Genomic DNA, 20,679 nt, shown 5'->3' with positions numbered 1-20,679 from the left:
GTATAAATATGGCAGTAACATTGCGTGAGATCATAAAACAGGTACAGCATTTGGAGATGAAGCTGGTAGCAGGTGAGACAGGACTAGATCATGAAGTGTCATGGACGCATATGGTAGACAGCGACACGATTTCTGCATTTCTGCAGGGACAGGAACTTACCTTTACAACAGGGTTGGGACTGAATGAAAATCTGACTCTTCTTCGTCTGGTAAAGGAAGTATGGCGAAACAAAGCCAGTGGGATCGTGATCAATACAGGGCCTTATATCAGTGAGATCGGACAGGATGTTATTGATTTTGCAAATGAAAAGGGATTCCCGGTATTTGAAGTACCGTGGAAGGTTCGAATGGCTGAAATCATGCGGATCATATGTTTTGCAATAACAAAAGAGCAGCAGAACGCAATTGAGGTTGCGACGGCACTGAACAATGCCTTTTTATGTCCGTCCCAGGAAGAACTGTATGTTTCGGCACTGATGAGAAAAGGGTATTTTACAGACAGTGCATATACGGTTGTGAATGTGTGTGTTCTGGAAGACAATGATCGTGTAACAGGAACAAGGCTAGAGCAGATTTTATCTAAACTGAACAGTCATATCCGCTGTAATTATAATGGGATTTTGTGTTGTGCCCAGGATAAGCAGATTCTTCTGGTTTTGTGTGATTATTCTGATGAAGCATGCAGAAAAACTACAGAGAGGATTTTTCAGATACTATGCAGGATGGTATGTCAGAAGGAACAGATTTTTGTAAGTGTAAGTAAGCAGATTTACGGGATCAGGCAGATTTATAAGAGCTATCAGTTTGCGGAAAAAATGTCTGATCTATTATGTGTCTGTCAGGTTCCGGGCGAGCAAAGCACAGATGGCGGAAAGATTATTTTTTACAAAGATCTTGGGATTTACAGGGTACTGCTCACACTTACAGATAAGGAAGCAATAAAAGAATATCTGGCAGATACAGTAGCTCCATTGTATGAATATGATGAGATGAACCACTCAGATCTGGTCAGAGTACTTCAGTGCTACCTGGCTAACGACTGCAGTGTCAAAAGTGCGTCACAGGAATTGATCGTACATCGAAATACAATTAATTATAAGCTTGGAAAGGCCGCTGAGATACTTGGAAAAAATCTTTCTGATTTTGATGTGCGTTTTCAGCTGAGGTTGGGTTTCCTGTTATATCAGATGAATGAAATGTAAAAGGAAAATGCGGCAGCAGAATAATAATGATTGTGCTGCAGCACAAAAATAATTGGATAGATGTCTATTGCAGACAGCCAGTGTCGAGAGTAATATATGACTCAGATAAGACAAAGGCGTCTGGTTCACAAATGAATGTGGGCCGGGCGCTTTTCTTATTCTACAACAAATAATAAGTTTGTTTACCGCAAAAATGAACAATATTTAAAACTGAATTACAGATAAAGAGGAGGAAGTTATTATGAGTTTAACAGGAAAAGAAGTAGCACAGATGCACAAAGATTATGTGATGCAGTCATGGGCAAGATCAGGAGCAGATACTTTACCGGTAGAAAGAGCTGAGGGAATTTATTTTTACGATTATGATGGAAAAAAATATGCAGATATGGCTTCACTTCTGGTGTGTTCCAACCTCGGACATGAGCTTCCGGAGATCGTTGAAGCGATCAAGGAACAGGCTGATAAGATGTGCTTCATGGCACCGGCATATGCATCCGAGCCTAAGAGCATGCTGGCAAAAATGCTTGTAGAAGCAGCAGGAGCAGATACATACAAGAGAGTTTTCTTCACAAATGGTGGAGCAGAATCCAATGAGAATGCTATAAAAATGGCACGTATGGTAACCGGAAGAACCAAGATCTTTTCCTGCTACAGAAGCTATCATGGAGCTACACTTGGAGCATCCAATGCTTCCGGTGACTGGAGAAGATATGCAGCAGAGATCGGTGGTGCAAATGGATTCGTACACTTTATGAACCCTCAGATGTATCGTGACGGATATACAAAAGGAGTTGATGATGCAGAGGTAACGAAAAAATATCTGGATGCGCTGGATCTGCAGCTCAGATATGAAGGCCCCGGAAATGTGGCAGCGATCCTGATGGAGTCTATAGTAGGTGCAAACGGTGTCATTCTTCCTCCAGACGGATATATGGAAGGTGTTCGTGCACTTTGTGACAAATATGGAATCCTTCTGATCTGTGATGAGGTTATGGCAGGATTTTACCGTACAGGAAAAATGTTTGCATTTATGAATTTTGACATGAAACCGGATATCATTACATTTGCAAAAGGTGTTACCTGTGGTTATGTACAGCTGGGCGGATGTATTGTAAGTAAAAAGGTTGCGGAGTATTTTGAGAAAAATGTTCTTCAGTGCGGACTTACTTACAGTGGACATACACTTGCATGTGCAGCTGGTGTAGCAGCAATGAAATATTATAAAGAACACGACATCGAGGGCCATGTAGCTGAGATGCACGAGATCGTTGCTCCGTTTATGGATGAGATGGTAAAGAAGCATAAATGTATTGGTGAAGCAAGATGTATCGGTTTGTTCGGTGCACTTGAAGTAGTCAAGAATAAAGAAACCAGAGAACCGATGCAGGAATACGGCGTACCCGGACCGGTAATGCCGTGGATATTTGCAGAATTAAAAAAACGTGGCTTTGCAACCTTCGGACGTGAGAACTTTATTGAAATCTGTCCGCCACTGATCATCACGAAAGAGGAGCTGGAAGAGTATCTCCCGATCCTTGATGAAGTGCTTACAATGGTCGATGAAAAATTTTGTGACTGATAAAGCAGGAGGTAGCCTATGAACTGGGATTATCTACAGCCGGTAAAAATTCATTTCGGCAAAGGCAGAGTAAAAGAAATCAAAGAAATAGCCAGAGAGCTTGGCTGCAAAAGAGGCCTTCTGGTGGCAGGACCGTTTTTCTTTAAAAGCGGTCTTGCCGAAAAGGTCATAAAAGAGTCAGAAGGAATGATCGTTGCTTCTTTTGGAGATGTTTCTCCAAACCCGGACGTTGCAGAGGTAGATGCCTGTGCGGAAGTGATCCGGCAGAAAAATATCGGATTTGTGGTAGCACTGGGTGGAGGCAGTCCCATGGATTGTGCCAAAGCAGCTGCCAGTGTAGCTCTGACTCCGGATTCCATCCGTAAGTATCATGGAACCGGAGTAGCAATGCCGGAGAAACATCTTCCACTGATCGCAGTTCCTACGACTGCAGGAACAGGAAGTGAAGTGACCTGTGTATCAGTTCTTTCGGATCATGCAAATGGAAAAAAAGCGCCGATCGTATCAGAGGGATTTTATCCGGCAGCAGCTATCATTGATCCGGAACTTACTTATACAATGCCACCGCAGGTTACGGCAGGAACAGGAATTGATGTTCTTTCCCATGCGATCGAAGGCTATTGGAGCAAAGGTCATCAGCCGATCTGTGATGTACTTGCGATGCATGCAGCAGAACTGGTATTCAAATATGTTTACAGAGCATACAGGAAGCCAGATGATGAGGAAGCAAGGGAGAAAATGTGCGAAGCATCTTTGATCGCAGGATTGGCGTTTACTTTACCGAAAACTACTTCGTCCCATGCGTGTTCATTTCCATTGACCAATATTTATCACATCCCGCATGGCGAGGCGTGTGGCCTGACCCTGGATTATTTTATAAGAATCAATGCAAAAGGCGAAGGTGGTGAACGTGTAGAGGAATTTGCCAGAAGGATTGGATTCAAAGATGCAGAAGAGATGGCGGATGCAGTTCTTGAATTAAAGAAAAAAATGGGATTGCGGTGTGATCTGAAGGATCTGGAGCTTGATGATGATCAGATTGCGGAGCTGGTTCGTATCAGCAGACATCCGAACCTTTATAACAATCCGGTGGAGATCACAGACGAGATGCTGGATGAGATGTATCGATATCTGGCCAGAAAGTGAAAGATTTTGATTGAATATTGAAAAAAATAATGATAATATAGAGAGAGACGATGGAGTCCGGATACTTTGGTATCTGGGCTCTTTTTGTATTTATGGATGGGAGATGAAAGATTATGAAACTGATCACAGCAATTGTAAGACCTGAGAAAGTGATGGACGTCATCAAAGCACTGGAGCAGGAAGGATATTTTGCTTTTTCAAAATGGGCAATTTCAGGAAGAGGTAAGGAAAAAGGAATTCAGGTAGGGGATGTCCTTTATCAGGAAATGGCAAAAAACATGCTGTATATTACTGTTGGGGACAAAGAAAAAGATGAGGTTGTAGATATTATCATTAACAGTGCAAAGAGTGGGCAGTATGGACATTATGGTGATGGAAAAATTTTTGTTTCCGATATCAGTGAGGCATATACGATCAGTGAAGAAACCAGAGAAGATGATGAATGATATGATTGATGAAGCAGGAGGATATATATGGGTGAAAGAAATAAAAGAACAAAATTAAAAAAATCCATGGGACCTGGTTCGATCTGGGCAGTTGCAGTCGGTTCCATCATTGGATGGGGATGTTTTATACAGGGTGGTCTCTGGACAGAACGTGCAGGTGGACCGCTCCCACTGTTTCTGGGATTTCTGGCAGGCGGTCTTTTAATGATCGTGGTAGGCTACAGCTATTCTTATATGATCGCAAAATTCCCGGTAGCGGGTGGTGAATTTGCCTATGCATATAAAGGCTTTGGAAGAACTGCTTCGTACATATGCGGATGGATGCTGTCGCTTGGATATCTGTCTATTGTAGCTTTGAATGCAACGGCACTTCCGGTATTGGCATCCTATATTTTTCCTGGAGTCTTTAACAGAGGTTACCTGTATACAATTGCAGGATATGATGTATATATGGGTGAAGTCGGATTATCCCTGTTCTTTATCATACTTTTCGGGATCATGAATTACAAAGGTGCGAAATCTGTAGGAAATCTTCAGCTTGCGATGGTCCTTATCATGTGTGCAGCGGTTGTTGTATCAGTCATTGGTGTGATCGCAACAGGACATTTTGATGCTTCAAATCTGCAGCCGGCATACGGAGCCGAAGGCAAGTCTCTTGGAAGCGGTTTTGTATCTATCCTGGCATTGGCTCCGTTCCTTTATGTAGGATTTGACTGTATTCCACAGGCGGCAGAAGAATATGATTTTCCACCACAGAAGTGCAAAATGCTGATCATTTCAGCATTGATTGTAGGTGCTTTGATCTATGGTGCAATGGCACTGGTGACAGATTGTGTTGTTCCCTGGCAGCAGGTTCTGACTATGACAGATGCGAATGGAACTCTTGTAAAATGGCATACAGGTGCAGTTCTTGATCTTGCAATGGGAAAAGTTGGTGTGTGCTTTGTGGCACTGGCAGTGTGCATGGGGATTTTTACCGGTATGAACGGATTCTTTATGACATCCAGCCGTCTTTTATTTGGTATGGCAAGAGCAAAAATGCTTCCGTCAGCTTTTGAAAAGGTTCATCCGGAGCATAAAACTCCGTCCATATGTGTTGGGTTTACCATGATCATCTGCTGTATCTGCCCATTTTTCGGCAGAGAAGTGATCGGCTGGGTTGTAGATATGTGTTCCGTAGGTACTGCGTTCGGATATTTCTTTACCTGTGCAGGTGCTTATATTCTTCTGAAAAAATATGGCGATGATACAGATACAAATAAAATCCATCCGGCAGTAGCAATGGGCGGCTGCGTGATCTCTGTTGTAATATTACTGCTTCTGATCGTGCCCGGTTCTCCAGCATTCATGGCTCCACAGTCCTTTGCAGCACTGATCGTGTGGGTGTTGATGGGAGTTACCTTCTATTTTGTTTCAAAGAAAAATTTTGCGAAAGTCACTAAGAGGGAAATGGATTATCTGATTCTTGGAAATGTACAGGTAGTTCGAGGACTGAGAAAAGGAAAAGATCAGGGAAGAGTTGTACAGGGAAATATTGTGGCTGATCAGAGTAATAAATCTTAAAAGGTAATAAAACGGCTGCAGGCCTATAATACTTTCAGGGTAACAGAAAAACTTCCATTCAAAAAATGGGAGTTTTTCTGTTACCGGAGTATCATATTTGCAAGGTGTGATTTATAAAGTATCTTGACAGAGGTACCGATCCTGTTATACTATTAAAACTGATAAAGGGGAGTAACCTACGTTTGGAAATCTGCGTTTGCAGTGTCGTCAGTACGGTGGAAACATCCGGCGCTGCAGGGAAATGGTGAGACTTTTATTGCATTTTTTGTTATGCAATAAGGGTTTCTTTTTTTATATCATTTATCAAAAAAATCCTTTATTGCATAAAAAAATTACAGTTGGTGAATATTTGCAAAAAAGGAGGTAAAGGTAATGAAGGAAATTTATCAGCAGACAGCAGAGGAAGTTCTCGAGCGTGTGGAAAGCAGGGAATCAGGGCTTACCGATGAACAGATCAGACGGTCCAGAGAGAAGTGCGGATGGAATGAGCTTGCAGAAGGAAAGAAAAAAAGTATTTTGCAGATCTTCTTTGAGCAGTATAAGGATTTTCTGGTGCTGATCCTGATCGCATCGGCAGTGATATCCGGTATGCTTGGAGATGTGGAAAGTGCAGCAGTTATCGTGATCGTTATCACGATCAATGCGATCTTGGGAACCGTGCAGACAGTAAAGGCTGAGCAGTCCCTGCAGAGCTTAAAGAAGCTTTCCGGACCGGAGGCAAAGGTATTGCGTGATGGTGTGGCGGTACAGCTCCCGGCAAGAGAGCTGGTTGTAGGAGATGTGATCCTTCTTGAAGCAGGTGATATGATCCCGGCAGATGGAAGACTGATTGAAAATGCAAGTCTTAAGGTCGATGAAAGTGCCCTTACCGGAGAAAGTCTTGCAGTTGAAAAGAGTATGGACACTATTTTGGAGGAAGCACCGCTTGGTGATCGGACAAACATGCTGTTTTCCGGAAGCTTTGTCACATATGGGCGTGGCAGAGCAGTTGTAACGAATGTAGGAATGCAGACAGAAGTTGGAAAGATTGCGGGACTTCTGAAATCAACTTCGGAAAAACAGACGCCACTTCAGGCGAATCTGGATGATTTTGGAAAGAAGCTTTCCATTCTGATCCTGATATTTTGCGGAATTCTGTTTGCGATCAGTGTATTCCGCGGTGAGAAGATCAGCAGTGCATTTATGTTTGCAGTAGCACTTGCAGTCGCAGCGATTCCGGAAGCTTTAAGCTCCATCGTGACGATCGTCCTTTCTTTCGGAACACAGAAGATGGCAAAGGAGCACGCGATCATTCGTAAGCTTCAGGCTGTGGAAGGTCTTGGAAGCGTATCTGCTATCTGTTCGGATAAGACCGGAACACTTACACAGAATAAAATGACAGTAGAAGATTATTATATTGATGGAAAAAGAATCACAGCAGATGCAATTGATGTAGCAGATCCGGCGCAGAGATGTCTTTTAGACTACAGCATTTTATGTAATGATTCAACAAATGAAAATGGAGTGGAGATCGGAGATCCGACGGAAACGGCATTGATCAATCTGGGCAGCCGGTACGGAATCGAGGCTGCAGGTGTAAGAACACTTTACCCAAGGGAAGGAGAGCTTCCCTTTGACAGTGACCGTAAGATGATGTCAACACTTCACAGAATTGATGATGAAAACCGGATGATCGTAAAAGGTGCGGTTGACCGGCTTCTGGAGCTGACAGACAGGATCTGGACAAAGGACGGAGTTCGGGAAATCACAGAAGCAGATAAAGAAAAGATCCGGCGCCAGAATCAGGAATTTTCAATGGAAGGGTTACGGGTACTGGCATTTACCTATCGTGAAATTCCGGAGAAGCATGTATTGACGACAGAAGATGAGAATCATCTGGTATTTCTTGGCCTGATCGCTATGATGGATCCGCCGAGGGAAGAATCAAAGGCTGCAGTTGCAGAATGTATAAAAGCGGGGATCCGGCCGGTCATGATCACGGGAGATCATAAGATCACAGCAGCGGCAATCGCAAAAAGGATCGGGATCCTACATGATCTGTCAGAGGCCTGCGAGGGTGCTGATATTGAAAATATGAGTGATGAGCAGCTGAAGGAATTTGTCCCGAATATTTCTGTGTATGCAAGAGTATCACCGGAGCACAAGATCCGTATTGTCCGTGCATGGCAGGAGAAGGGGATGATCGTGGCAATGACCGGAGACGGTGTGAATGATGCTCCGGCACTGAAGCAGGCAGACATTGGTGTTGCAATGGGAGTGACCGGAACCGAGGTCGCAAAGGATGCCGCAGCAATGGTGCTTACAGATGATAATTTTGCAACAATTGTAAAAGCAGTGGAAAACGGACGAAATTTATATCAGAATATCAAGTATGCGATCCAGTTTCTTCTGTCAGGAAACTTTGGTGCGATCCTGGCAGTTCTTTGTGCATCCCTTGCAGGACTTCCGGTTCCTTTTGCACCGGTACATCTGCTGTTTATCAATCTTTTGACAGACAGTCTTCCGGCGATCGCGTTAGGCGTGGAGCCGCACAGCAGTGAGGTGATGAATGAGAAACCAAGATCAGCAGACGAGTCAATACTGACAAAGGATTTTCTTGGTAAAATCGGTCTGGAAGGACTGGTGATCGGTATGATGACGATGATCGGATTTTTGACAGGATATCATCAGAATGGTGCGCTGCGTGGCAGTACTTATGCCTTCGGAATACTTTGTCTGGCACGTCTGTTCCATGGATTCAACTGCAAATCGGATCATCCGGTTATCTTTACAAAACGTTTCTTTAATAATAAATGGCTTCAGGGAGCATTTGTACTTGGGGCAGTACTCATTACCGTTGTACTGACGATTCCAGGATTTCATCTCCTGTTTAAAGTAGAGACGTTGGATCTGATGCAGCTTGGCTGTGTATATCTGTATGCGTTTGCAAGTCTTCCGATCATTCAGCTGCTTAAATGGATACGCATGAAATTAAGAAAAAGAGGAGAATGATAGTGGATATAAGTAAAATATCTGTAAAAAAAATCCGAGAGCTTATTGTGTTTACAGCATTTCTTGTGGTCGCCCTGTGGAAGTTTGATGTGGTGCTCGATGTGCTGAAAGCAATATGGGGGATCGCATTTCCTTTTGTACTTGGCGGAGCGATCGCATTTGTGACCAACGTGCCAATGAGCTTTTTGGAAAAGAAAATTTTTGGAAGGGTAAAAAAAGAAAATAAGATAGGTGCAAAATTGGCAAGACCGATAAGTCTGTTCCTTACGATCGTATTTGCGGTTGGCGTGATCGTACTGGTGATGTTTGGTGTGATCCCGCAGCTTACGCGGACAATGGGAACTCTGATGATGAGTATCGCTGATTTTATTCCGCAGATGCAAAGCTGGATCCGGGAATTCTCCCATAATAACCAGGAAATCATGAAGCTGGTAGATCAGGTACAGTTTAATCCGGATCAGGCGATCAAGTGGGGGATAAGCCTTCTTGGAAACGGTGCAGGAAATATGATGAATACCACAATGTCAGCAGTGGGTTCCATAGTCAGTGGATTGGCAACCTTTTTTATTGCTTTTTCATTTGCCTGCTATGTCCTTTTTCAGAAGGAGAAGCTGCATGTGCAGATCCGAAAAGTATTTTTTGCCTTTCTCCCAAAGAAAAAGGCAGATGCTTTTCTTAAAGTCTGTTCTCTGACTTATCGGACATTTGCAAATTTTCTTGCAGGTCAGTGTCTGGAAGCTGTGATCCTCGGCTGTATGTTTGTTGTGATACTGAGTATTTTGAGGATGCCATATGCACTTTTGATCGGAGTTTTGATTGCGTTTACCGCATTGATTCCGATTTTCGGGGCCTTCATCGGGTGTGCGGTGGGAAGCTTTTTGATCTTTATGGTAAATCCGAAACAGGCAATTTTATTTATTATAGTATTTCTGGTGCTGCAGCAGATCGAGGGAAATCTGATCTATCCTCATGTTGTGGGTGAATCCGTAGGACTTCCGTCGATCTGGGTTCTTGCAGCAGTTACGATCGGCGGAAACCTTATGGGAATTGTAGGTATGCTTGTTTTCATTCCGCTGCTTTCCGTGTTCTATACTATCTTTCGGGAATTCGTATATCTGCGCCTGAAAAAAAGCATATCAAACAGGTGACAAAGACAGAAATAGAGGAATATACGGCAGAGGAAATTGTAAATAGTGACATATCAGAGGGGAAATGATATGATGGACTTGTATTGGGATAGTTAAGAAAATCTTATATTTAAGGGGGGAGTTACTGTGTGGTTTGTGTTTGCCTTGCTGTCTGCTGTATTTGCGGCGCTGACCTCCATACTGGCCAAGATAGGTATTGCCGGTGTTAATTCGAATCTTGCAACAGCGATTCGAACGATAGTGGTACTAGTTATGGCTTGGGGAATGGTTTTCCTCACAAATACCCAGGGCGGGATCGCAGCAATCAGCAAAAAAAGCTGGCTGTTTCTGACCCTTTCAGGTCTGGCAACAGGTGCTTCGTGGTTATGCTATTATCGTGCCCTGCAGATAGGCGATGCATCCAAGGTTGTGCCGATAGACAAGCTGAGTGTCGTGATCACACTGGTACTGGCATTTGTTTTTTTGCATGAAAAATTCACAGCAAGATCGATGATGGGATGTATTTTGATCGGTGTGGGAACATTATTGATGGTTTTGTAAAAATGCATAAGAATGCATAAGAAAACTATATACAAAAGGAGAGTGTTATGAAAACACGAAAGAAAATTTCAGCAAAGCTGCTGGCGATCATGCTTATTGCTGCATTGCTGCTTCCTCTTGCATGGAATGTTCCGGTGGAAGCAGCCGAGGCAAAACAGATCGATGTTTTGTTCAGCCATGATACACATTCGCATTTGAACAGCTTTTCAACCATCGTAGATGGAGAGCAAAAAGAAGTTGGCGGATTTGCAAGGATCAAAACTCTGATCGATGAAAAGAAGCAGGAAGATCCGGACACCCTGGTGCTGGATGGCGGCGATTTTTCCATGGGAACACTGATCCAGACTGTATACGATACGGAGGCGGCAGAGCTTCGGATGCTGGGATATCTTGGGTATGATGTGACGACTCTGGGGAATCATGAATATGATTATCGTTCAAAGGGACTGGCAAATATGCTGGAGGCCGCGAAGGCTTCCGGTGAGACAGTGCCGGCACTGGTAGTGTGCAACGTGGACTGGGACAGCATGGAGCAGGATGGATTAAGCGATGGTCAGAAGCAGATCCGGTCGGCATTTGAAGCCTACGGTGTGAAGGATTATGTAGTAGTTCAAAAGGGAGATGTAAAGGCTGCAGTAGTCGGTGTGTTCGGTAAGGATGCCCTAGAATGTGCACCGACCTGTGAATTAAAGTTCAAGGATCCGGTTGAGGCCGTAAAACAGACAGTAGAAAAGATCCGAAAAAATGAAAAAGTGGATATGATCGCTTGTGTGTCCCATGGAGGAACCTGGGAGGATGAGAACAAATCGGAGGATGAGATCCTTGCAAAAGAGGTGCCGGATATCGACTTGATCATCAGCGGACATACGCACACAGAGCTGAAAGAGGCAATTCAGCATGGGAACACATATATCGTATCCTGCGGCGAATACGGAAGAAATCTGGGATCACTTTCCATGACACAGAAACAGGACGGACGGTGGGAGCTGACATCCTATGAGCTGATCCCTGTTTCTGAGGATGTAAAACCGGACCAGGCGACACAGGAACAGATCGATGCCCTGATGGATACGGTGGATAAGAATTATCTTGCCGATTTCGGCTATACAAGGGAAGAGGTTCTTGCTGAAAATGATGTTGAATTCAACAGTCTGGAAGAAATGGGCACGAAGCACGAAGAGTTGAATCTTGGTGATATCATGTCCGATGCATACATATATGCAGTGGAAAATTCCGAGTATTATGATGGTGATCCGGTTGATGTAGCCGTTGTTCCAAGCGGAACCGTGCGGGACACATACACAAAGGGCGATATCACAGTAGAGGATGTTTTTAATTCCTTTTCACTGGGGATCGGAAAGGACGGTGTTGCCGGATATCCGCTGATCAGTGCATACCTGACCGGAAAAGAGCTGAAGCTGGCAGCGGAGGTGGACGCTTCTGTATCGGATTTTATGACAACGGCAAGGTTATATTGCAGTGGATTGAATTTTGCATACAATCCACATCGGATGATCCTGAATAAGGTGACAGATTGTTATCTCACCAGGGCAGACGGAGAGCGGATCGAGATCCAGGATGACAAGCTGTATCATGTTGTGACAGATCTGTATACCGGTCAGATGCTTGGTTCTGTGATGAAAATGTCCTATGGACTACTGTCTCTTGAACCGAAGGACAGGGATGGGAATCCCATTGAAAATCTGGAAGATCAGGCGATCATGGAGGATGACAGGGAATTAAAGGCCTGGGATGCGATCGCAAGATATATGCAGTCCTTTGCGGATACAGACGGCGACGGAATTGCCAATGTGCCGGAATATTATGAGACGACACATGGACGTAAGGTTGTGGAGGACAGCAGAAATATCATTGATCTGGTGAAGCAGCCGAATAAGTTTTCGGCAATGATCGCAGGTATTTGTCTGATCTTTATCGTGATCATTGTGCTTGTGGTATTTCTGATCCGAAGGATGATCCGCAGGATCAAAGTCAGAAAAGGAAAGAGAAATTCAAAATAAATATACGGCTGAGAAGAAAGCTGTCGCTTTAGCGGTTGATAGATCGCAAAGCGGCAGCTTTTATTTGTGGCAGATATATAAATGGTGAAAGAAGATATTTTATAGTTGACAAATAGAGAACAATGCCATACAATCGTTCTAAATAGAACGAAAAGATATGGAGGAAGGCTATGTTTTTCTGGGATCAGCATAAAACGATAACAAGCTGTTATGAAAAAGTCACAGGGAGTGTATGTGAGAAATATCAGCTGACGCATATGGAATATGATATCCTTATGTTTTTACACAACAATCCACAGCATAATACTGCGGCTGAGATCGTTAAGGTCCGTAAGTCGACGAAATCCCACGTGTCCTCTTCTCTGAAAAATCTGGAGAGCAGAGGTCTGATCGAAAGGATCCAGAGTGCGGACAATAAGAAGCATATCGAGATCGTTTTATTAAATAAGGCAGATCGGATCATTGAAGATGGAATAAAAGCACAGAAGGAATTTGCAAAAATCGCTTTGGACGGCCTGACAGTGGAAGAGAAGCGTATTTGTAAAGAGGTGTTTCATAAGATCTGCGAAAATGCGGATAAATATATGAGGTGAGATGATGAAAAAGAGGCAGGAAGCATGAGAGAAAATAGTAAGAAAAACATGCCGGACATAATGGAGGCAATATTTGACGCAGGATATTTGATATTCGATCTGATCGCAGGAATTCTTTTCTTTGTATTTTCGAAGGGTAATCCTTTGTTTATCCTTTACGGAGTACTGACATTGACACTTTGTGGCGGAGATGCTTTCCATCTGGTGCCAAGGATCATCAGAGCTGTCCATGGAAGCAGCGAGAGGATCAGGAAACAGCTGGGAATCGGATTACAGGTATCCTCGATCACGATGACTGTATTTTATATTATTTTACTGTATGTATGGAAGCTTACCTTCCCGGAGCTGAATGCACCGGCAGCAGTGGAAGCAATGATCTGGATCTCTGCGATCATCAGGATCGTGGTATGCTTCCTTCCTCAGAATAACTGGTGTACAGATGATGGAAATATGAAATTATCCATCCTGAGAAATGCAGTTTTTGCAGTTACCGGTATCGGTGTGATCATTCTGTATGCGATCTCCGGAAATGCGAATGGGTATCACATGACAAGAATGGTTGCTGCGATCATCATTTCCTTTGGATGCTATCTTCCGGTAACCTTATTCAGCAAAACAAAGCCCAAGGTCGGATTACTGATGATCCCAAAGACCTGTGCATATATGTGGATCATTGCAATGGGACTTCAGCTTCTGTTTTAGGACAGCAAGCATTAAGTAACCGCCTGACTATGGATCAGACATTGGATGTCCGCAGCGTATTTTGGTACGTCTGCGGACACCTTTTTTGAGATGAATTGCAATTTCTTTTGTAAAATTGTAGAATGAAAGAGCTTATGAAAAAGAGTCATGAAAGAGAGAATCAGGAAATGAATGATAAAATCGCAGTCTGTCTTGGAAAGGGCGGACAGAGAGATATGGCGGAAGCCTTTTGCAGGAGGACCGGAGCGCAGCTTCAGGATAAGCCGGGAGATTTTCTGACGGTGCGGTTTGATTCCAGGGGCGTTTCGCTGTCCGGTTTCGGGCTGACCTATCAGGGGGATTTTGTGGAGACGATGCTTCACAGAGTTACCAGAGGCAGACTTCAGCATGAGATGCTGGTGAAGGCGGTGAAGTCAGATAAGGAGGGAAGGAATGCCATCGATGCTACGGCAGGAATGGGTGAGGATGCCTTTCTTCTGGCAGCCCAGGGCTATGAGGTGACGCTGTACGAGCAGAATCCGGTGATCGCAGCCCTTCTTAAAGATGCCATTCGCCGTGCCAAGAAAAATATGGATCTGAAAGATATTGCCGGTCGTATGAAGGTGATCGAGGGAAACAGTGTAGAAGGTATGTCAAAGCTTCTTGATCCTGTAGACGTGATCTATCTGGATCCCATGTTTCCGGCAAGACAGAAATCCAGCCTGATCAACAAGAAACTTCAATTGATCCAGAAGCTGGAACCACCGTGTTCCGGGGAAAAGGATCTTTTTGATGCAGCTATCAGAGCAAATCCGGATAAGATCATCGTCAAGCGTCCGCTGAAAAGTGAATGTCTTGCCGGCCGGGAGCCGTCTTATACATTGAAGGGGAAGGCAATACGATATGACTGCTATGTATTATAAAGTCAGACACTATCAATACAAAAATCGAATCGGAAATCTTAAGTCTGAAGCTGTAGGCGTGGTAAGCGGGGAAAAACATTTCCCCATATTTCCTGGAAATATGATTTTCAAGCCACTGACGAAATCCAAACCATTTTCCACGCCACTGTATGCTTATGCAGAGGTGTTCTGGTCAACGATCATTAATGAATATTTTATGCCTGCGCCCAGGTATGAACTGGCCATCTGTGAAGGGTATGAGGCAGTAAATGAAAAATATCTTGACTACGGAACGGCAGTACCCATGGCCTATAAAGAAGGGGAATCCCTTTTGAATCTTCTGGAGTTTTTCAGGAAATATCCGGATGAAAAGGTAGATATAGATAATTATGTAAACTATTGCCAGATGTTTTATGATTATAGAGATATTTTTGAAGCTGATTTTTTGCAGGAGCATCGGGAAATGGCGGAACAGCTTGCTATGCAGGTACTGATCTCTGTCCTGAAGGGAGACCAGAATTATCATTATGAAAATGTAGCATTTCTCTGTGATAAAGATGGCGGGATCAGAAGTCTTGCACCTATTATCGATCATGAATTTTCTACGTATTTTATGTTTCCGGACGATATTTCCCGTCATGTATACTGGCTGATGGAATTAAGCAAATCCATCCGCGGATGGGAAGTCCGGCCTGGGGAATATGATAATTTCAAAGATCCGGAAGAACGGAAACTAATGGAAAAAAGTGCCACCTGTATTCATAAAAATCTCCTTTATATAAAAGAACATTATCCGCAGACAACGGAAGAATTTCTGGATAAAGCAGAAAAACTGAAAACAGCATTGACGGAAGCTTCAGAGGATTTTCTGATCCGGGGAAATACGGAATATCCGGACTATGCGGATTCCAGTGCCTGGCTGATCGGAAAAGCCCGATACAAGGATAAAGATGAAGAGAAAGCCAGCGCTTATGAGGCGGAATTATACGGAAAGGGGAAAAAGATTGATTTCCGGGACGTAAGTATCAGTGCAATAAATGAAATAAAAGCTGTGATCAGTCAGATGGAAGAAGTTTTGAGAAAGAGAGAATAAACAAATGGAACAAACAAAAACAATATTAAAAAAAACCTGGGTGGTGGCAGCGCTTGCCTGCGTCTGCTGTCTTCTCTGGGGGAGTGCGATCCCGCTGATCAAGACAGGATACCGTCTGATGCAGATGGATTCTGCAGATACGGCAAGTCAGATCGTTTTTGCAGGTGTGCGTTTTGCACTGGCAGGAATCCTTGTACTGATCTTTGCATCTTTGCGTGAGCGCAAGGTTCTGCTTCCGGATCGAACTGTTCTGAAATATGCGGTGCCGGTATGTATGGCTCAGACGGTATGTCAGTATTTCTTCTTTTATATAGGTGTGGCACATACCTCCGGTGTAAAAGGCGCTATTATCACAGGTCTTGGGAATTTTATTGCGATCCTGCTGTCCTGCCTTGTTTTTCACAAGGAAAAAATGACCGGGCGAAAGATGCTTGGCTGCATTCTCGGTTTTGCCGGCGTGGTCGTGATCAATCTCATGGGAAATTCTCTGGATGCAGGTTTTAGGCTTACAGGAGAAGGATTTATTCTGATCGCGCAGTTTTCTTACGGAATGTCCACGGTGCTGATCAATATTTTTTCCAGAAAGGTATCTCCGGTGGTACTCAGCGGAACGCAGTTTACCATGGGCGGGATCATTCTGTTCCTGATCGGAAAAGGGATGGGAGGACATTTCGGAGTGGTAAATGCCGCCGGTATCGGGATCATCTTTTATCTGGCAATGGTGTCTGCGGTGGCCTATACACTGTGGTCAGTGCTGCTTGCCTGGAATGATGTATCCAGGGTAGCGATCTTTGGTTTTGTAAATCCTCTGTTCAGTGTGATCCTGTCTGCACTGGTTCTGGGAGAGGTACATCAGGCATTTAATATGGGAAGTCTCATCGCACTGTTTCTTGTCTGTGTGGGAATTTATGTGGTAAATCAAAAAAAATCTTCATAAGTGGTATTGCAGTTATTGTTCCCAGGCAATATTTTTTGAAGCGTGTTGCTGAGAACGGAGTGAACAGTAACGGTCGCAGAATGAACAGTAACGATGCCGGAGTTTTAAAAATTGATTTCAATACGGCATTGTGTTAAAATGGCTCCATAAAAAGTGTGAACATAAAAATCCATGCCGGAATAACTGCAGGATCCGGAAGCAGATCCGGCACCGGACAGTAAGGAGGAAAAATATGGAATTTCAGAAACTGATCGAAGAGAGAAGGACCATCCGTAAATACAGACCGGAGAGCAGGATCACAAAAGAAGATCTTCTTGCAGTGATCCGGGCCGCTCAGGAAGCACCCAGCTGGAAAAACTCCCAGACCGGAAGATATTATTGTGTAATGTCCGAAGAGATGGTGGAGAAGGTCAGCAGAGAATGTCTGCCGGAAATGAACCAGGCAAAAGCAGAGAATGCCTCCCTGATCGTTACAACCTTTGTACATAACCATGCCGGATTTCAGAAAGACGGAACACCAGATAATGAACTCGGAAACGGCTGGGGCTGCTATGATCTGGGACTTCAGAACGAGAATCTGATCCTGAAGGCAAAGGAGCTTGGATATGGAACCCTGATCATGGGACTTCGTGCCGGAGACAAGCTCCGAGAGATCCTTTCCATTCCGGAAACAGAAACGGTAATGGCAGTGATCGCCATCGGAAAAGCAGCCGAAGAGCCTGCAAGACCGAAACGTAAAGATGTGGAAGATATTGTGAGATTTTATTAAATAATAGAAGAAATGCCCGGTATACATCAAAATGTCCGGGCATTTTTTAATGGAAGTTAAAGAGCAAAATGGTCTGAAAAGGATTGCCTGGAGGAGTGAATTCTGTTATCCTGTAAGAAAACAGCTGTGACAACATGGAAGGGTTTTGAAAAGCAGAGTTTGGGAGAAGCAAAAAAGCAATACAGTAAAAGCAAGGGAGGTTTTTAACCAATATGCAGATCATACATGAAAATGAATACGAAGAAATCATGAAAAATATCGTAACGCCATATCTTCTGTCTCACAGAAGGGAACTTTATGTACCGGGTGCGGATTATCCGTTTCGTAACGAAAGCAAACGGATCACAGGTAAGATCCATATGCTGCAGTATCTGTCTGATATTGATATGCCTAAAGGTGTGGTAGTCATCAGCCACGGATTCACAGAATCAGCAGTAAAATATGATGAAGTGGCCTATTATTTTCTTAAGGAAGGCTATCATGTATATATTCCGGAGCATTGCGGCCATGGCCGCAGCTATCGTCTTACCGCAGACCCGTCTCTGGTCCACATCGATACATGGAGAAGATATATCCGCGATTTTCTGAAAGCATGTCGCTACATAAAGAAAGCACATCCGGATCTGTCACTTAACTTGTATGCACATTCCATGGGTGGTGCCATCGGTGGTATTGCTGCAGCCTGGGAGCCGGACTGGTTTCACAAGGTGATCCTTTCTTCTCCGATGATCCGTCCTCTTACAGATAATGTTCCGTGGCCGGCAGCCACCGGCATAGCTCTGGAGAAATGCATTTTCGGAAAAGATGAGGAATATGTAGCTGGCCGAAAGCCTTACGATGGCAGCGGTTCTTTTGAGACAAGCTCCGCAACATCAAAACCAAGATACGAGCGATACAAAAATCTCCGTGCAGAACATAAGGAGCTCCAGACCTGGTCTCCATCCTACGGCTGGCTCTGGGCTTCTGCGGAAATGAGCTGGTATCTGCGTCTCTACGGATGGAAAAAATATACGGCACCAATGCTGCTCATCCAGGCCCAGACGGAAGATCTGGTGTCTGTCCGTGCCCTGAAAAATTTTGCCGGAAAGATCAATCGCCAGGGAAAAACAAGCTGTGATTATATCCATATGATCGGAACAAAGCATGAGATCTATGGAAGCAGAGGTAAGATCCTGGAGAAATACTGGGGATATATATTTACATTTCTGGACGATACGGAAAATGATATTGATCACAGATAAGTATTTTTACTACATGTGTATCACATATTTAACAACAGGATTGGCAGCTTTTATTCACTTTCTTTCTTTATCATAGTAAAATTATAAAGCTTTTCTCTTATACATTCGACAAAAAATGTGATATAATCTAACGAATCGTCTTTTTGTACAGACAAACGTACAATCCAAAAAGACAAAATTAAATAAGGGAAGGATTATAGAATGTTATCTGTTATTGAATCAGTGAATGCTGCTGTAAACAATTTTATCTGGGGCGTTCCTGCGATGATCTGTATTATTGGTGTAGGTCTTTATTTAAGTATCCGCACGAATTTTCTCCAGATTCGGAAATTTCCCTATGCCATCAGGGTCACTATCGGACGTATGCTTCGGAAAAGAGAAGCTTCCGATGGAAGTCTGACACCGTTTCAGGCTGTTTGTACGGCGTTAGCTGCTACCGTGGGAACGGGAAATATTGCAGGTGTGGCAGGTGCTATTGCCATCGGAGGACCGGGAGCCGTATTCTGGATGTGGATTTCCGCACTTCTTGGAATGTGTACAAAGTTTTCAGAAGTAACACTTGCGGTACATTTCCGCGAAACCAATGCCAACGGAGATCTGGTTGGAGGACCAATGTATTACATTAAGAATGGTCTAAAAAAACACTGGCACTGGCTGGCATATCTGTTTTCCGCTTTTGGTGTGCTTACTGTTTTCGGAACCGGAAATGCAACCCAGGTTAATACCATTACAACAGCTATTGATTCTGCACTGATCAATTACAATGTGATCGCTGCAGACAATACTTCTACGGTAAACCTTGTTATGGGGATCATCCTTGCGATTCTTGTGGCAATGATCCTGCTTGGCGGAATCAAAAGGATCGGCCAGGTTACAGAAAAGCTGGTACCGTTTATGGCATTGTTTTATATTATTCTTGCCGTCGGTGTAGTTATCATCAACTGGAAAAATGTTCCGGGTGTTTTCAGCGCTATCATCAGAGGGGCATTTAATCCGGCATCTGTGACAGGCGGCGTAGTAGGAAGCTTTTTCATGAGTATGAAAAAAGGTGTTTCCAGAGGTATTTTTTCCAATGAGGCAGGTCTTGGTACCGGTTCCATCGCACATGCCTGTGCAGACACCAGAAAACCTGTAAAACAGGGATTTTTCGGGATCTTTGAGGTATTCACGGACACGATCGTGATCTGTACGCTGACAGCGCTTGTCATCCTCTGCAGCGGGGTGCCGGTTGGTTATGGCGCAGCAGCAGGAGCGGAGCTTACCATCAGCGGTTTTACCAGTACATACGGAAACTGGGTTTCCATCTTTACAGCAGTTGCCATGTGCTGCTTCGCATTTTCCACTATCATTGGATGGGGACTTTACGGAGCCAGATGTGCGGAGTTCCTTTTTAAGGAAAAAGCTATCAGACCTTTTATGGTACTGTACTCTCTGGTAGCGATCATCGGCGCAACTGTTGACCTTGGACTTCTCTGGAGTATCGCAGAGACCTTCAACGGTCTGATGGCGATCCCTAACCTGATCGCAGTATTCCTGCTTTCCGGTGTGGTTGTAAAGCTTGTGAAGGAGTACTTCGCCGGAGAAGGAAAGAACGCCTGAAGGAGTTTTTGAAAAAAAAACTTGACTATCAAAACAAACAGAGTTAGAATTGGTTTAACTCATTAAAGAGTTAACACATAACAGAAGTAAATTCCGTGAAGGGAATCAGTAAAGACAGAGGAACCGTCTTCAGAGAGCTGTAACTGGTGTGATGCAGCGGCGGAACTGCCTTGAATATCATCCCTGAGAAGGAAAGCCGAAAGTTTCAGACAAGTAAGTAGGTTTTCA

Annotated in this window: 17 protein-coding genes and 1 other annotated feature (1 of these 18 running past the window's edge); all 17 genes read left to right on the top strand. The window is 43.9% G+C overall.

Going from position 1 to position 20,679, the window contains the following annotated elements; all coding sequences use genetic code 11:
• Positions 1–8: 8 nt before the first annotated feature.
• The 17 genes from AB5026_RS05605 (at position 9) to AB5026_RS05525 (ending at position 20,451) form a co-directional block, all read left to right on the top strand.
• On the top strand, positions 9–1,202 hold the full coding sequence (locus tag AB5026_RS05605; RefSeq protein WP_368212945.1) for a PucR family transcriptional regulator: 1,194 nt from the start codon (positions 9–11) through the stop codon (positions 1,200–1,202).
• A gap of 241 nt (positions 1,203–1,443) precedes the next feature.
• A complete protein-coding gene (locus AB5026_RS05600; protein WP_129975898.1) occupies positions 1,444–2,781 on the top strand; it encodes an aminotransferase class III-fold pyridoxal phosphate-dependent enzyme in 1,338 nt (445 codons plus the stop codon).
• Positions 2,782–2,799: 18 nt separating this feature from the next.
• Positions 2,800–3,927, top strand: coding sequence for an iron-containing alcohol dehydrogenase family protein (locus AB5026_RS05595; RefSeq protein ID WP_368212943.1), 1,128 nt, complete (start codon positions 2,800–2,802; stop codon positions 3,925–3,927).
• Positions 3,928–4,040: 113 nt separating this feature from the next.
• Complete coding sequence (locus AB5026_RS05590) at positions 4,041–4,373, top strand: P-II family nitrogen regulator (protein ID WP_059086245.1); 333 nt, start codon at positions 4,041–4,043, stop codon at positions 4,371–4,373.
• Positions 4,374–4,400: 27 nt separating this feature from the next.
• Entirely contained in the window at positions 4,401–5,936 is a 1,536-nt protein-coding gene (locus AB5026_RS05585; RefSeq protein ID WP_118368510.1) for an APC family permease, read from the top strand.
• Positions 5,937–6,308: 372 nt separating this feature from the next.
• The gene (locus AB5026_RS05580; protein WP_368212942.1) at positions 6,309–8,927 is read left to right on the top strand and encodes a cation-translocating P-type ATPase; all 2,619 of its coding nucleotides are present in this window, start codon (positions 6,309–6,311) and stop codon (positions 8,925–8,927) included.
• A gap of 2 nt (positions 8,928–8,929) precedes the next feature.
• Positions 8,930–10,075, top strand: coding sequence for an AI-2E family transporter (locus AB5026_RS05575; RefSeq protein WP_368212941.1), 1,146 nt, complete (start codon positions 8,930–8,932; stop codon positions 10,073–10,075).
• Between the two features lie 126 nt (positions 10,076–10,201).
• Positions 10,202–10,615: an EamA family transporter gene (locus AB5026_RS05570; protein ID WP_147603186.1), complete on the top strand. Its 414-nt coding sequence runs from the start codon at positions 10,202–10,204 to the stop codon at positions 10,613–10,615.
• 47 nt (positions 10,616–10,662) lie between these two features.
• Positions 10,663–12,636 (top strand): bifunctional UDP-sugar hydrolase/5'-nucleotidase, encoded by a 1,974-nt coding sequence (locus tag AB5026_RS05565; protein WP_147603187.1) that lies wholly within the window; start codon positions 10,663–10,665, stop codon positions 12,634–12,636.
• A gap of 170 nt (positions 12,637–12,806) precedes the next feature.
• Positions 12,807–13,229 carry a MarR family winged helix-turn-helix transcriptional regulator gene (locus AB5026_RS05560; protein WP_015525496.1) on the top strand — a complete coding sequence of 141 codons (423 nt, stop codon included), beginning with the start codon at positions 12,807–12,809 and terminating at the stop codon, positions 13,227–13,229.
• Between the two features lie 24 nt (positions 13,230–13,253).
• Positions 13,254–13,931 (top strand): hypothetical protein, encoded by a 678-nt coding sequence (locus AB5026_RS05555; protein WP_178817922.1) that lies wholly within the window; start codon positions 13,254–13,256, stop codon positions 13,929–13,931.
• Between the two features lie 167 nt (positions 13,932–14,098).
• Entirely contained in the window at positions 14,099–14,833 is a 735-nt protein-coding gene (locus AB5026_RS05550) for a class I SAM-dependent methyltransferase (protein ID WP_022427239.1), read from the top strand.
• Positions 14,814–15,905 (top strand): hypothetical protein, encoded by a 1,092-nt coding sequence (locus AB5026_RS05545; protein ID WP_022427238.1) that lies wholly within the window; start codon positions 14,814–14,816, stop codon positions 15,903–15,905. The genes AB5026_RS05550 and AB5026_RS05545 overlap by 20 nt, the downstream gene beginning before the upstream one ends.
• Before the next feature lie 4 nt (positions 15,906–15,909).
• On the top strand, positions 15,910–16,842 hold the full coding sequence (locus tag AB5026_RS05540) for a DMT family transporter (protein ID WP_022427237.1): 933 nt from the start codon (positions 15,910–15,912) through the stop codon (positions 16,840–16,842).
• 232 nt (positions 16,843–17,074) lie between these two features.
• Positions 17,075–17,611, top strand: a complete 537-nt coding sequence (locus AB5026_RS05535; protein WP_022427236.1) for a nitroreductase family protein — start codon at positions 17,075–17,077, stop codon at positions 17,609–17,611.
• Positions 17,612–17,823: 212 nt separating this feature from the next.
• Positions 17,824–18,852: an alpha/beta fold hydrolase gene (locus AB5026_RS05530; protein WP_022427235.1), complete on the top strand. Its 1,029-nt coding sequence runs from the start codon at positions 17,824–17,826 to the stop codon at positions 18,850–18,852.
• A gap of 201 nt (positions 18,853–19,053) precedes the next feature.
• The gene (locus tag AB5026_RS05525; protein WP_015525503.1) at positions 19,054–20,451 is read left to right on the top strand and encodes a sodium:alanine symporter family protein; all 1,398 of its coding nucleotides are present in this window, start codon (positions 19,054–19,056) and stop codon (positions 20,449–20,451) included.
• Between the two features lie 86 nt (positions 20,452–20,537).
• Positions 20,538–20,679, top strand: a binding site (T-box leader) (it continues 105 nt past the right edge of the window).

Origin of the sequence: Blautia sp. RTP21359st1_E11_RTP21359_211015, assembly GCF_040910705.1 — a bacterium.
Lineage (GTDB): Bacteria > Bacillota > Clostridia > Lachnospirales > Lachnospiraceae > Blautia_A > Blautia_A fusiformis.
Note: the sequence above shows the minus strand (reverse complement) of the source record. Positions and strands in the feature narration are given on the sequence as shown.